Here is a 13,985-nt window from a genome sequence, read left to right on the forward strand (position 1 = left end):
GCGCGGCCCGCGTGAACGTCGACGAGCCCATCCTGGACGACGCGCGCAGGCTCGAGGCCGCGGACACGCTCAACCTGCTCCCGAACACGGCCTCGGCGGCGCGCCAGGTCCGGGAGAGCTGGCGCCTGGCGCAGGAGGCCGGTGTCGGGTCGCTCGCGGCCGACGGCCGGCCCCGCGCGATCGTGGTCGTCGGGGTGGGCGCCTCGGCGCTCGCCGGGGACGTGCTCGACGCCGTCGCCGGGCAGGCCGCACCGGTGCCGGTGATCGCGCACCATCGGCACGGGCTTCCCGGCTGGGCCGGGGTGGCCGACGTGATCCTCGCCGTGTCCGTGTCCGGTACCTCCGCGGAGACCCTCTCGGCCGTCGAGGAGGCGCACCGGCGGGGCTGCCGGCTGGCCGTCGTCGGCCCCGCGGACTCTCCGTTGTCCCACCTCGCGGAGCTGGCCAGGGCGCCGTTCGTGGCGCTGCCCGAAGCCCGGCCGGCGTACACCGGACTGTGGTCGCTGGCCGTCCCGCTGCTCGCGGCCGCGGCGGCGCTCGGGGTGCACCGTGAGGGCGAGGCCGCGATCGAGGCCGCCGCCGTGCGCCTGGAGGCGATGGCGACCAGGTGCCGGCCGACGAGCGAGTCGTTCGTCAACCCGGCGAAGACGCTGGCCCTCGAGCTGGCCGGCGCCCTGCCACTGTGGTGGGGGACGACCCGGCTGACCGAGGTCGCCGCCACCCGGGCCGCGGGTGTGCTCGCGGTGAGCGCGGGCTACCCCGCGCTGGTCGGGGCGCTGCCGCATCCGGCTGAGGAACAGGTCGCGCTGTTCCGCGGAGCTTTCGGGTCCGGCAACGGCGGGGCCGGGTCGGCCGGCGGCGACGGTGACGGCGACGCCGCAGACGACGATCTGGCCGGCTTCTTCCGCGACCGGGTCGATGACGAGGCCGTCGTGCGGCTTCGGCTGATCCTGCTGCGTGATCCCGCCGGCGAGCATCCCGAGATCGCCCGCGCGGCGGAGCGGGCTGTCGTCCTCGCGGGTGAGCACGGCGTCGGCGTCACCGAGCTGCGGGCGGAGGGCACGGCGCCGCTGGAGCGCCTGGCCTCCCTGATCGGCCTGATCGACTTCGCGGGCAGCTACGTAGGACTCGCACTCGGGGTCGACCCCGGCGCCGCGCTGCGGCTGCGGGAGCTCGGCACCCCCCGCTGAACCGCTGGCTGCTGGACGGCTGACTGCCGCTGTTATTCCCGACGGCCCGGTTGGGGTCGGTGTTCGAGGAGTGCCGCCAGCGCGCGCAGCTGGAGCTCCCACCGGTCACCGGCCGCCTGCGCGGACATCGCCCGGACGAGGGCCGGCGCCCGCGGGGCGGCCTCGGCGAGTGGTCGGTGCAACAGGCGTAGCACCGCGCTGTCCCAGACGGTGGTCTGCACCCGCCCCCGCTCGCCGAGGGCCACGACCCTGTCCCCGGCGGGCGAGACGGTCAGCGTGATCAGGAACTCCGGCCCGCTGAGAAAGCCGACCAGTGCGCGGTCCGGCCAGGTGTGGACCTCGATCGACCCGCTCGCGTGCGCGACCAGCACATGCTCGCCATCCGGGAGGAAGAGCACGCGCTGGGCGGGCCCGACGGGCCAGTCCGCGACCGGCGCGCTCCCGCCGAAGAACGACACGGTGCTCCCCGCGCGGGACGCGGCCGTCTCGCCGTCGGGGAGGAAGGAGACCTCCGCCACGGCGGACTCGAGCGTGGCGGCGGCGAGCTCCTTTCCCGTCCGCCGATCGGCGACAGTGACCTGGCGCGCCGTCCCGGGGCGCCGTCGGGTGACAAGGCAGATCCGTTCGCCGTCCGCGGAGACGGCCAGGTTGGCGTCGGGGCGCAGTCCGACGTCCAGCTCGTGGCCGGCCGGTATGGGCAGGCGGACGGACGGCGGCCGCGGGTGGCCAGGCGCGCCGTCCGGCACCGCCGGCCACACCGTCATTTCACCGTCCGCGTGCACGGCGCAGACCGCCTCGTCCGGTCCGGCGGGCATGGGTGCCAGCGCGTAGAAGCCCGAAGGGGCGGAGTCCAGCTCGCGGACGACCAACGAGCCGGCGTCGTAGCCGAACACGAGCAGGCGCTCGGGCTCGCGCGGGAACCGGTCCGGCCGGTGGCAGGCGAAGATCTGGCCGTCGGCGGCGAACAGCAGCCGGGTGAACCGGCCGCCACCGAGCCCACGGGGCAGCGGATGCCACCACACCCGCCGGCAGCTCCACGGATCCCAGATCGTCAGGTGGTCGACCCGGAACGACCCGTCCCGGTGGACGAGGGCGATCAGGCCTGTATCGGGCGCCAGTGACGGTTGTGCCGCGGTGGCGATCCCGAGCCCGGTCAGCCCGCGGGCGACGGGTGGGAACCTGAGGGCGGAGGCCGCATCTCGGCCGCTCCGGCCCAGGCCCACCTGCTGGTTCGTGCGCACCAGCAGGTCGAACAGCGCCGCGCTCCGCCTCGGGTGGGCGTCACCGTGCCCGTTGCCCCGGCCGCCGGGGCGCCAGCCGGTTCGGTGCAGAAGCGAGGCCACCCGCAGCGCGTCACCGAAGGTCAGGCTCGGAAGCAGCTCCCACACCCGCTCCGGGTGGCCGGCCGCGAGTAGCGACGCGACCGGCTCGGGTGGTAGATCCTCGGTCACGTCACCGCCCCGCGCCGTGTTCATCTACCCGGGTTACGCCAGTGCCGGCCGAAACCCGCCAGCGCCCAGCCAACGCCGCCAGTGGGTCCACTGTCCCGGTCCGGCCCGCCCGCTGCCACCGGTTTTCCCGGACGGGCCACCTGGGGGTCACCCAGCCCGGGACCTGTCGGCGGGATTCCGCTCGGGCCCCGGGCCGTGGGACGCCTAGCGGCCCTGGTTGTTGCGGTCGGGTTGGCCCTGCTGTTGTTGCCCCTGGCCGGCGCCCTGGTTGGTCTGCGGCACGACGACCTGCCCCTGACCACCGCCGCCCTGCCCGAACCCCGGCAGCCCCGGGGTCTGGCCGGTGCCCGCGCCCGGCAGCAGATCTTCCAGGCTCGGCAGCGTCGGGGTCGGCGCGGGTGGCGCGGTGTTCATCATCCGGCCGCCCTTGGTTCCCCGGGCCACGGCCGGGTCCGCGCCGGGCAGGGCCTGCACGGGCTGCCCGGCCAGCGCGCCCCGCATCGAGGCGCCCCAGATCATCGCCGGCAGGTCGCCGCCGAACACACGGGGCCAGGGGCGGCCGTTCACGACGACGTTGCGCAGGGGGTGCCCGGGGCCGTTCGGGTCGGCAACCGCCACCGCCGCCGCGATCTGCGGGGTGTAGCCGACGAACCAGGCGCTGGAGAAGCCGTCGTTGGTGCCGGTCTTGCCCGCCGCGGGGTGGTCGAACCGGGCGTTCCCGCCGGTCCCCTTGGTGAGCACACCGGCTAGGATGCTGGTCGTGGTGTCCGCGACGCCCTGGGACAGCACCCGCTCGCACTTCGGCGTGTTGCCCACGTCGATCTGCTGTCCGCCGGAGTCGACCACCGAGGTGGCGAAGCGCGCCTCGCACCGGATGCCGCCGGAGGCCAGCGTGGAGTAGGCGAGCGCCATGTCCATCGGACTGACGGGCTCGCCGCCGATGGTCACGTCACCCTCGGTCGGCGGGATGTCCTTGAGGTTGTCGGGGGAGACACCGAGCCGGGTCGCCATCTCGACGACCGCCGGTACCCCGATCTCCTCCTCGAGCTGGATGAAGTAGGTGTTGACCGAGTCCCAGGTCGCGTCGTCCATCCGGTAGACGCCGACTTCGGCGGGGTCGGCGTTCTGGAAGCCTTTGGGGCAGTCGCCCTCGCCGCGGTCGAGCGGGAACGCGGGGGTCGAGTAGCAGGCGGGGGAGTGCCAAGCCGTCCCCACGCCGTACCCCTGTTCGAGCGCGGCCGCCACGGTGAACGTCTTGAAGGTCGACCCGGGCTGGAGCGGTCGGGTCGGCAGCTCGAGCTTCGTCTGGTTCGCCGCCTCGTTGGTCCCGAAGACGCGGTTGACCGCCATCCCGAGGATCGCGCCGGTGCCCGGCTGGATGACGACCTCGGTCGCGGCCACCCGGTTGTCCGGCGGGATGATCGAGTTGACGGCCATCTGCGCCGCCTGCTGCACCTGCGGGTTCAGCGTGGTCCTGATGACGAGGCCACCCTCGTAGATCCGCCGGTCACGCTCCTCCTTGGTGGCGCCCAGCGCGGGGTTGGCGCTCAGCTGGGTCCGGATGTAGTCGCAGAAGAACGGCGCGCTCGACATCTCGCAGGAGTCCTGCGTGGTCGGCTGGTCGGTGATGACGTCGATCGGCATCTGCCGGGCGGCGTCCGCCTGGGTGCGGCTGACGTAGTTCTCGTCGGCCATCCGGGTGAGCACCATGTTCCGGCGCTCGAGCGCGGCCTGCGGGTGGTTCACCGGGTCGTAGCGCGACGGGCTCTGGACGAGCCCGGCGAGCAGGGCGGCCTGCTCGAGGCTGACCTCGGAGATCGGAATGCCGAAGTAGTGCTCGGCCGCCGTCCCCACGCCGTACACGCCGTCGCCGAAGTAGGCGATGTTCAGGTACCGGGTGAGGATCTCGTCCTTGCTGAACCGCTGCTCGATCGCGACGGCGTAGCGCAGCTCGCGCAGCTTGCGGTCCAGCGAGTCGCCGGCGACCGCGTCACGCTCCTCGGGCGTGGTGGCGTCCTGAAGCAGCACGTTCTTCACGTACTGCTGGGTCAGCGTGGAGCCGCCCTGGGTGGTGGAGCCGGCCTCGCTGTTGCGGGCCGCGGCCCGCAGCACTCCCTGGGGGTCCACGCCGTTGTGGGAGTAGAAGCGGGCGTCCTCGATCGCGACGATCGCCTCGCGCATGATCTTCGGGATCTCGTCGCCGGTGACGACCCGCCGGTCCTCCGCCCCGGTCAGCGTGGCGATCACGGATCCGTCCGCTGCCAGGATCGTGGATCTCTGTGGCAGAGGCGGGGTCACGAGGTCCGAGGGAAGCTCGAGGAAGTGGTCGGCGGACGCCTTCGCGAACAGCCCCGCGGCGCTCAGGAACGGCAGCGCCATGAGCCCGACCGCGACACCCATGGCGGTGGCGACGAGCCCCATCCGGGTGAGGTGCCGCCGCCGGTCGACCGGACGGCGGATTCCGCCGGTCGGTGGCCCGAACGGCAGGTCGTCGGTGCTGCCGAGCGGCGCCGACGTGCCGCGTGAACGGCTTCCCGAAGGACGCGGCACCGACCTCCCGAGCCGCCCGGGCCCGTCAGGCCCACCGCGGGACCGCCGGGCGGGCCCACTCGTCTCGCCCGCGGGACCACCCGTCTCGTCCGGATGGGTGATGCCTCCCCGCGGCCTGCCCGCCATACGGACCTGCGGGCCTCTTTTGCGTCCGGCCCGACCGGACGCGGCGTCACCGCGGACCGGGGATGCCGACTCCTGTCCCTGTACCGTCGCTGTCACCCCCAACCCTCGCGGGCCCGGCTGTGCGTGCCGGAGCCCTGCCCTGCCGGACCCGTCAAGCATGCGTGACGCCGCGCAAGGTCGCTCATCCGACCCGAGAAGGTCATCGGATGCGCACCGCCACGCGGCCCAGGGGTAACGGATCCGGTTCGTCACGGTCCACCCCGGTGGATCCCACTCCCAGGAACGCTAGACGAGCGAGTGGGGCCGCGCCCATCCGGCCCGCGCTGCCCCACACCGCCGCTGCGCTCACCCACCCCGGTCACCCTGCGCGCCCACCGGTGTCACCCGTCCGCCCCACCGAGTTCCCGGAACGCTCGGCCGGCCTGGCCCATCCGCCTCCTCCCTGGCTCGAGTTGCCCGAGTTGGCACCAAAGTGGGATGGGCTGGATGTGCGGCGGCTGACGGGGTCCAGGGACTCATTGAGCCGCCACACTTCAGCGCCCCGCCCCAGTTCAGCGAGCCGCCGCACTCAGCCGCAGCCCGGGCCGCGGCCTCGTTCGCGTCACCGAGGGTGTGTGGGGGGTGGCGGTGGGGTGTTGGGGGGCTGGGGAGTAGCTGGGACGGGTGCCTCCGGGTAGGGCGCGGTCGGGGACGCCGCGTCCGGCTGGGGCCCGGCAGGGACCTGTGCTCCCGGCGCGCCCGGGTAGTGCGCGGCTGGGAAAGATGCGCCTGGGTGTCGCGTCGCCGGGAACGGGGAACCCGGGTAGGCCGCCGCTGGGAACGGGGCGCTGCCTGAGTGCTGCGCCGCCGGGAACGGTGCGTCTGGGTGCTGCGCTGGGAACGGCGCGCCTGGGTGCTGCGCCGCCGGGAACGGGGCGCTCGGGTAGGGCACGGCGTGGAAGGGCGGGTATTCCGCCGGTCCTGGATTCGGACCGCCGGGGGACCAGCCCGCCGGTCCGCCGGGTGGATATCCCGTGACCCCGGCATGGGGCTGGCGGCCTGCCGTCAGCCGTACGTACGCGCGGCGAGTTCGTTCGGCGAGCACGGCGGACACGACGGCCCAGCCGGGCGCGTCCGAAGGGGGTTGCGGTGCTACCGCCGCGCGGATCTCGTACAGCAGGGCACCGCCGATCCGCTCCCGGGAATCGTCCGAGAGCTCGTGTGCCCGGGCCAGGAAGCGGCGGGCGCGCACGGCGAGCTCGTCGTCCACACCGGTCAGGTCGAGGGTGCTGACCCAGCCGACCAGCGGCGGCGGGACGGTCGGGAGCGCGCCGATGGTACGCGGCACGTTCGCCTGCAGGACGACGGTGCCGGCGAAGACGTCACCGAGGCGCTTGGAGCGGCTCGAGCAGAGCATGCAGATCACGGCGGGCAGGCCGAGCAACAGCCCTGGCCGCTCGGCGACCGTGCCGATCAGCCCCCTGGTGAGCGCGTGCCGGAAGCGGATCGGACCACCGTCGTCACGGACGACCCGCAGGCCCAGCACCATCTTCCCGACCGTGCGGCCCCGCATGAAGGTCTCGCACGCGACGGGATACCCGAGGACGACACCCACATAGATGACGAGGAAGAGGGCGGCCGTCAGGGCCTCGTCGCCCGGCTGGACCACGAGGAAGCCCGCGATGGCGATCGTGTACAGGGCGTAGCTCTGGATGGCGAGGTCGATGAGCCCGGCGATCATGCGGGAGCCCAGCCGGGCGACCCGCAGGTCGATGGCGACGGCCTCACCCGTGACCACCTGGTTCATCCGCCGCTCCCCGCGCGCCTGCAGCCGTTCCGGTCACGACCGATCATGCCCGGCACGCGCGGGGCGCGGACCGGTCTGGAAGAGTAAGCCTCCCATGGACCTCGATGCGTACGTCGCCGTCCACCGTCCGGAATGGATTCGGCTGGGCCAGCTGGTCGACCGGGCCGGCCGGCCGCGGCGGATGTCCGCCGACGAGCTCGACGAGATGGTCGAGCTGTACCAGCGCGCCGCCACCCACCTGTCGGTGATCCGCGGCCGGTCCCACGACCCCAACCTGGTCGACGATCTGGCGAGTCTGGTCACCCGGGGCCGGGCCGCGGTCGTCGGTGCGCCGGACCAGGGCTGGCATGTCGTGGGCAGGTTCTTCGCCGTCACGTTCCCCGCCGCGGTCTACGTGCGCCGTTACTGGGTGATCGCGACCACGGTGATGTCGCTGCTGGTCGCGCTCGCGTTCGCGCTCTGGATCATGAACAATGGGGACGCCCGGGCGAACCTCGTCCCGCCCGACGAGGTGGCCGACCTGTGCCGGTCGGATTTCGCCAGCTACTACACCGAGAACCCGGCCTCGTCGTTCGCCAGCCAGGTCTGGACCAACAACGCCTGGGTGGCGGCACAGGCGGTGGCCTTCGGTGTCCTGTTCGGCATCCCGACGCTTCTCGTCCTGCTGCTGAACTCGGTGAACCTGGGCATCGTCGGCGGCTACATGGGCAGCTGCGGGGAGGGCGGGCAGTTCTTCTCCCTCATCCTGCCGCACGGGATGCTGGAGCTCACCGTGGTCTTCGTGGCCGGCGCGGTCGGCCTGCGGCTGGGATGGTCGATCATCGCCCCGGGGCCTCGGCGCCGGGTGGAGGCGCTGGCGGCCGAGGGGAGGGCCGCGATCGGGATTGTCCTGGGGATGGCGGTCGTGCTCGCCATCTCCGGGGTCATCGAGGCGTTCGTGACACCGTCGTCCCTGCCCACCGCGATCCGGATCGGGATCGGTGCGCTGGCCTGGGCGGGTTTCGTCGCCTACGTGTGGATCTACGGGAGTCGCGCGGTCGCCGCCGGAGAACGGGGCGATCTCGAAGAGTCCCTGGCCGCGGATCTCGTGCCCGTGGCTTAGTGCCGCCGTGACGTCGTGAGCGTAGTGACGCCCCAGACGCCCTGGCGCTGTGACGCCGCGCGGCGGCGGCCGTCCAGCTCGGGCTCGGGTCGGCCGCCGGTTCGGTCGGCCGTCCTAGCCGATCAGGAGTTCCTCGCCCCGGTACATCTCGGAGAGGAAATAGTCCGGACGGCGGAGCAGCTCGAGCGCCAGCGCCAGCCGGCGGCCGAGGGCCAGCAGCTTGATGAGGTCCGCGGTCGCGCCGTGGGGCGGCAGGGACCCGTCCGCGCGGGCCGTGCCCTGGTCCAGGCCGTGGTTGAGATCGAGGGCGACGGCGAGCGCGGCGCACTGGGCGTCCGAAAGCGCGGGGAGCCCGGCGAGCGAGGGCACCGCGCCGCGTGGCGGGGCGGCGGGCGCCCGAGCCGGGAGCGTGCCGGCGGCGGGCGGCTCGTCCGGAAGCGTCGGGCTGGGGATCATCGCGCCGGATCGCGCGCTGCCCGCACCGTTCGCGAGAGCGTGCATGATCTGGGTGCTGGAGCAGACCAGTGGATTGCCGCGCAGCAGCCAGTGCAGGGCTCGGGCGAGGTCGCGCGCGTCGCGCCGCCCGTATCCGGCGGCGAACAGCGCGCACGCCTCGCGCCCTACGCCGTCGGCATCCGCGGCGCCGAGCGCGCCGATGCGTGCCGCAAGATCCGGATCAAGGATGTCCACCCGCCTATCGTGCCGGCCGTCCTCGACCGTGAGCAAGAGCAGCTTTATTTCCGTACCCACAGAACTTACGCTGCTCTGAGGCACACAAAATCTTCTGAGCTGTGCCAAGCTCGGCTTGTGCTTCAGCACGAGCGCGGACGCGGTCCCGACCCCCGGATCACCCTTGCCAGGTTGCGGGTCTTCGTCTCGGTCGCGGAGCTCGACTGCTCGGTCAGCCGGGCCGCGGACGAGCTCCGCCAGACCCCGAATGCCGTCCGGCAGAACCTCGACCTGCTCCAGTCGGCCTTCGCCGGCCGCAGCCTCTTCGCCCAGGACCGGCGTGGCCTTTCGGTGTTCGGGACGGAGGTGTACCGCCAGGCGCGGGAGATGATGGACCGCTGGGGTGCGTTGTCGGACGCCGGCTCGTCGACGCTGCGCATCACGTTCCTCCCGCAGCACGCGCACCTGGTCTCCGCGGTGATGCGCCGGCTGCGCGTGACGGTCGCCGACGAACGTCCCGGCGGTGACGCCGGCGGGCGTGACGGCCGGTCGGATGACCACATCGAGTGCACCACCAACGTGCTGGGCGAGCAGGACCGGTCGATGGTCGTGTTCGAGGAGAACGTCATCGGGTCGCTCCTGCACGGCGCGACGGACCTCGTCATCGGCCCGCCGCCCAGGCGGGTGGGCGATCCGCCCGCCCTCGACCGGCACCGGCTCTACACATCCCGGCTCGAGGCGATGATCGACTCCGCCGAGGCCGAGGCCGAGGCCGAGGCCGAGCACGGCATCGAGCTTCGGGATCTGGTCCGGCGCCGGCTGCTGGTGCCGCCGTTGCCCGCACGCTCCCGTCAGATGCTCGAGCGGGAGATCGCCGAGCACATTGCGGACGATCCGGGGATCGCGGCCCGGGTCGCGCACGAGGCGTATGGCACCAAGGTGCTTGTCGCGTTCGGCCAGGACGGTCACGGCACCGTCGTCGTCCCGTCCGACATCGCGTTGCCGTTCAAGAGCGGCAGCTCGTTCGCGGGCACGCGGGCGGGCTCGTTCCGCTGGGTCCCGGTCCGCCGCGACGGTGTCGACCTGACCCAGGAGGTCTACGCCACCACGCGCGTCGATCCGGGGGAGCGGGCGCTGCGCGTCGTCCGGGAGCTGCGTGCCGTCGTGCGCGAGACGGGCCTGGACGCCGCCGCGGAGCCCCGGGAGCGTCCGGGCACCCCGGATCTCGCGCGGGGGGCCGCCGCGCGGGCCGCGGTCACAGGCGCCCGCGGGCCTTCAGCGTGAGGTAGGTGTCGGTGACCAGCGCCGCGTAGTGCGCCGGTGCCACGTCCACCACCTCGACGCCGCGGCGGCGCAGCGCCTCGGTCAGCTCGCGCCGCCGCAGCAGCGTCTGCTCCGCCGCCGCCGCCGCGTACACCTGGTGGACGTCGCCGTGCCCGGCTGTGAGCTCGTCAAGCCGGGGGTCGCGCAGCGCGGCCACGAGCACCGTGTGCCGGGAGGTCAGCGTGGGCAGCGCCGGCAGCAGGCCGTCCTCGATCACCGCCGGGACAAGCTCGGTGAAGATGACGACGAGGGCACGCCGGGAGGCGTTGCGCAGCACCGCCGAGGCCATCCCGGCGTGGTCGGCCTCGACGAGGGCCGGTTCCAGGGTGGCCATCGCATCGCTCATCCGGGCCAGCAGGCCGTTGTCCCGTGAGGTCGGCAGGGAGATCCGGCTGGTGCTGTCGTGGGCGACCAGCCCGACCCGGTCCCCGGCCCGCAGGGCGACGGCGGTGAGCAGCAGTGCGGCGTCCAACGCATGGTCCAGCCGGGGGACGTCGCCGACCCGGCCGGCTGACGTCCGGCCGGTGTCGAGGACGCAGATGACCCGGCGGTCCCGTTCGGGCCGGAAGGTGCGGACGACCACCGAGCCGTGGTGGCGGGCGGTGGCCCGCCAGTCGATCGTCCGCACGTCGTCGCCGACGACGTACTCCCGCAGGCTGTCGAACTCCGAGCCGGCGCCGCCGCCGCGGATCGCGACCTCGCCCTCCACCTCGCGCAACCGGGCCAGCGCGGCCGGCAGGTGCCGGCGGGACGAGAACGGCGGCAGCACCCGCACCCGCCACGGGCAGTGGTGCCGGCCCTGCCGCCCGGCCAGGCCCAGCGGGCCCAGCGAGCGCACGGTGATGCGGACGGGCATCCGGTCACCGCGTCGGGTCGGGTTCAGCGTGGTCTCCAGGAACCGGCGCTCGCCCGCCGGCACCGTCACCCGGTGCACCCGTGGTCGGGCGCCGGCGGACGGCGGCCAGCCGTCGCGGATGCGGGCCCGCACGGTGCGGGTTCCGTTGTTGGCGACGGTCAGCACGAGCGGAACCGGCTGACCCAGCCGGGCCGCGGTCGGTCCGGAGCGGGCGAACGTGCACGCGCGCACCTGCCCCGCCAGCCACACGTCGACGCAGATCAGCGCGACGACCAGCAGGTTCACCAGCACGAAGGTCGCGCCCGGCGCCGGGGAGAGAACCACCACGACGATGCCGAGCGCGACCAGCGCCACGGCGCGGCCGGTGATCGCCACAGCTGCCCGTTACCGGGGGACGGGCACGACGGCGAGCACCTGGTCGAGCACGGTGTCGGCGGTGACGCCGTCCTGCTCGGCCTCCGGCCGCAGGCTGATCCGGTGGCGCAGGGTCGCCCGGGCCAGCGCCTTGACGTCGTCCGGCGTGGCGTATGTGCGCCCGGACAGCCAGGCCCACGCGCGGGTGGTCGCCAGCAGCGCGGTCGCCCCGCGCGGCGACACCCCGAGCTGCACCGACGGAGCCGCCCGGGTGGCCCGCGCCAGGTCCACGATGTACGCGAGCACCTCGGGGTGGATCTGCACCCGGGACACGGCTGCCCGCGCGGCCGCCAGATCGGCCGGGCCGGCCACCGGCGACACCCCGGCGGCGGCCAGGTTGCCCGGGTCGAACCCGCCGGCATGGTGGGCGAGGATCCGCACCTCGTCGTCGCGGGGCGGCAGCGGCAGCGTCACCTTGATCAGGAAACGGTCCAGCTGCGCCTCGGGAAGGGGGTAGGTCCCCTCGTGTTCGATGGGGTTCTGGGTCGCCAGGACGGCGAAGGGCGCCGGGAGCGGGCGTGGCACGCCCTCGACGGTGACCTGTCGTTCCTCCATGACCTCGAGCAGCGCCGCCTGGGTCTTCGGTGGCGTCCGATTGATCTCGTCCGCGAGCAGCAGGTTGGTGAAGACCGGCCCCTCACGGAACGTGAACTCGCTGGTCCGGCTGTCGTAGACGAGCGAACCCGTGACGTCACCCGGCATCAGGTCCGGGGTGAACTGCAGCCGCTTGGTGTCGAGCGACAACGCGGCCGCCAGCGTTCGTACGAGCAGGGTCTTCGCGACCCCGGGGACGCCTTCGAGCAGCGCGTGGCCGCGGCACAGCAGCGCCACGACGAGGCCGCTGACGGCGGCGTCCTGGCCCACGACGGCCTTCGCGACCTCGTCGCGCAGCGTCACCAGCGCCCGGCGGGCGGCCTCGGCGTCGGCGGGGGGAGGCGCCTGCGGAGCGGCCAGCGGCTTGCGCAGCGTCTCCGATCCGGGCGGGGGAGCGCCGAGGTTCGGGGATGTCACCTTCTGCCCACCTGTCGATCGAGTTCGTGCAGGGCGCGGGCCAGCCGGACGAGCGCGACGTCACCCTCGGCATCCCGCCTCGTCCTGGCAGCCTGGATGTCGACCGGGCTCGGCGGGATCGGTGATGCCCATGAGGCGGGCGGGCCCTGGTGGGCCGGCCAGGGTGGTTCGGAATAGCCCGTGGGCGCCATGTCCGAACCGTACAGGAGTGGCCCGATCTCCATGGGTGACCGTCCGGTCTGTTCGGCGACGGAGGCCACGAGGACGGTCGGATCCGGGCCACGGGTGTGCCACGGCGAGCCGGCCGCGGCGGTATCGATGCCGAGCCGGTCGGCGAGCCGGGCCCGCAGCCCCGCCCGCAGCGCCGCGGCGGCCCGTTCGCGGGCGTGCGCCGCGGCGTAGAGCCGGCCCCGGCCCTCGACGGTCTCGGTGGAGCGCACCACGACGGGCAGCGGCTCCTCGATCGGTGGCCCGAGCCGCCGTCCCTGCCACAGGGCGAGGAACACCAGGACGAGCAGGAGCTGCAGGGAGCCGAACCAGAAACCGTCGGGGAGCAGCTCCGACAGGCCTTTCGTGCCCACGGCGTCCTCGGCCGCGACGACCGGGGTCACCCACTCCAGCCGGGGGGTGCGGGCGAGCAGCCCGAGGGCCAGCGCCGCGTTCCCGGTCTCGTCTAGGCGTTCGTTGGTGAGGAAGCCGCCGCCGCCCAGGAGCACCAGGCGCCCGGTCGGCCCGCTGCCGACGTCCGACCGGGTGGGGGTGAGCACCGCCAGCCGGGCCGCGCCGGGGTCGCCGTAGCAGAGCTCGACGCGGGTGGCGCCGCTCCGGCCGCCCGGGGTGCCCTGGCCGTTCTGGCTGTCCTGGCTGTCCTGGCCGTTGGTGCGGGCGAACGTCACCGAGTCGCCGACCGTGGTCGACCCGGCCGCGCCTGCCTCGGGGAGCGTGCACCCCGGGGGGGATTCGTCACCGTAGTCACCTACGCCCGGCTGCCCGGTCGTGACCGGCAGGCCCAGCGCGACCACCACGCTGGGATCCGGGGCGACGAGAACGACGTCCGAGCCGGCGCGGGTGCTGGTCACCAGCGCGTCGAGCTCGGCCTGGGACAGCAGGTCGGGGTTGGTGACGACCACCGTCCGCCCTGCGGACGCCCCCGCGGGGCCGGGTGCCGGGGCTGCCGTCGGCACCTGCTCGCCGGCCGTCACCGTCACCCCGCGGGCGCGCAGGATCTCCGCGACCGCCCGGGTGCCGTATCCGTCCGCGGAGGTGATGTCCAGGTAGCCGTGGCCGGCCGGGCGGCTGACCACAGCGGTGATCACCGCGTACGCGATCACCAGTGCGCCGAGGACGGCGCCGAGCCGCACCGCGCGCCGGACGGCCGGCGGCCGGGGACCGCTGCGGACGTGGGTCGAGCCACCCCCGCCTCGGCCCACGCCTGCGCCCGGGCGCGGTCCCGCTGGAGTGCCGAAGGGCCCGGAGGCCGGTGTCGCCGGGCGCGGGCGGTCAGTCG

At 74.0% G+C, this 13,985-nt stretch carries 10 protein-coding genes; 3 read left to right on the forward strand and 7 right to left on the reverse strand.

Translation table 11 applies throughout. From position 1 onward, the window contains the following. Positions 1-11: 11 nt before the first annotated feature. A complete protein-coding gene (locus BBK14_RS19405) occupies positions 12-1,190 on the forward strand; it encodes an SIS domain-containing protein (protein ID WP_071064562.1) in 1,179 nt (392 codons plus the stop codon). A gap of 32 nt (positions 1,191-1,222) precedes the next feature. Here the strand turns inward: BBK14_RS19405 and BBK14_RS19410 are convergent, their stop codons facing one another. The 3 genes from BBK14_RS19410 to BBK14_RS42295 form a co-directional block, all read right to left on the reverse strand. Beyond that, a complete protein-coding gene (locus BBK14_RS19410; protein ID WP_241831668.1) occupies positions 1,223-2,665 on the reverse strand; it encodes a WD40 repeat domain-containing protein in 1,443 nt (480 codons plus the stop codon). Positions 2,666-2,845: 180 nt separating this feature from the next. Continuing rightward, positions 2,846-5,317, reverse strand: a complete 2,472-nt coding sequence (locus BBK14_RS19415) for a transglycosylase domain-containing protein (RefSeq protein ID WP_157904301.1) — start codon at positions 5,315-5,317, stop codon at positions 2,846-2,848. 601 nt (positions 5,318-5,918) lie between these two features. After that, on the reverse strand, positions 5,919-7,103 hold the full coding sequence (locus tag BBK14_RS42295; RefSeq protein ID WP_083391087.1) for an RDD family protein: 1,185 nt from the start codon (positions 7,101-7,103) through the stop codon (positions 5,919-5,921). Between the two features lie 94 nt (positions 7,104-7,197). Between BBK14_RS42295 and BBK14_RS19425 the strand changes: the two genes are divergently transcribed. Then, entirely contained in the window at positions 7,198-8,205 is a 1,008-nt protein-coding gene (locus tag BBK14_RS19425; protein WP_071064564.1) for a stage II sporulation protein M, read from the forward strand. Between the two features lie 114 nt (positions 8,206-8,319). Here the strand turns inward: BBK14_RS19425 and BBK14_RS19430 are convergent, their stop codons facing one another. After that, positions 8,320-8,895 carry a hypothetical protein gene (locus BBK14_RS19430; protein ID WP_071064566.1) on the reverse strand — a complete coding sequence of 192 codons (576 nt, stop codon included), beginning with the start codon at positions 8,893-8,895 and terminating at the stop codon, positions 8,320-8,322. A gap of 117 nt (positions 8,896-9,012) precedes the next feature. Between BBK14_RS19430 and BBK14_RS19435 the strand changes: the two genes are divergently transcribed. Then, positions 9,013-10,158, forward strand: coding sequence for a LysR family transcriptional regulator (locus tag BBK14_RS19435; protein ID WP_131802353.1), 1,146 nt, complete (start codon positions 9,013-9,015; stop codon positions 10,156-10,158). Here BBK14_RS19435 and BBK14_RS19440 read toward each other — a convergent pair. Genes BBK14_RS19440 through BBK14_RS19450 form a run of 3 tightly spaced genes read right to left on the reverse strand, consistent with a single transcriptional unit; the run spans position 10,130 to position 13,908 of the window. Continuing rightward, the gene (locus BBK14_RS19440; protein ID WP_071064570.1) at positions 10,130-11,428 is read right to left on the reverse strand and encodes a DUF58 domain-containing protein; all 1,299 of its coding nucleotides are present in this window, start codon (positions 11,426-11,428) and stop codon (positions 10,130-10,132) included. The genes BBK14_RS19435 and BBK14_RS19440 overlap by 29 nt on opposite strands. Positions 11,429-11,437: 9 nt before the next feature. Next, entirely contained in the window at positions 11,438-12,478 is a 1,041-nt protein-coding gene (locus BBK14_RS19445; protein WP_071064572.1) for an AAA family ATPase, read from the reverse strand. Then, the gene (locus BBK14_RS19450; protein ID WP_071064574.1) at positions 12,475-13,908 is read right to left on the reverse strand and encodes a DUF4350 domain-containing protein; all 1,434 of its coding nucleotides are present in this window, start codon (positions 13,906-13,908) and stop codon (positions 12,475-12,477) included. Before BBK14_RS19450 ends, BBK14_RS19445 begins: the two co-directional genes overlap by 4 nt. Positions 13,909-13,985: the final 77 nt, after the last annotated feature.

Origin of the sequence: Parafrankia soli (assembly GCF_001854695.1) — a bacterium.
GTDB lineage: Bacteria > Actinomycetota > Actinomycetes > Frankiales > Frankiaceae > Parafrankia > Parafrankia soli.

Excerpts from the sequence above, each read along its gene's own strand:
- BBK14_RS19410 (WP_241831668.1), bottom strand. The coding sequence starts at position 2,665 with ATGAACACGGCGCGGGGCGGTGACGTGACCGAGGATCTACCACCCGAG.
- BBK14_RS19415 (WP_157904301.1), bottom strand. The coding sequence starts at position 5,317 with ATGGCGGGCAGGCCGCGGGGAGGCATCACCCATCCGGACGAGACGGGT.
- BBK14_RS42295 (WP_083391087.1), bottom strand. The coding sequence starts at position 7,103 with ATGAACCAGGTGGTCACGGGTGAGGCCGTCGCCATCGACCTGCGGGTC.
- BBK14_RS19425 (WP_071064564.1), top strand. The coding sequence starts at position 7,198 with ATGGACCTCGATGCGTACGTCGCCGTCCACCGTCCGGAATGGATTCGG.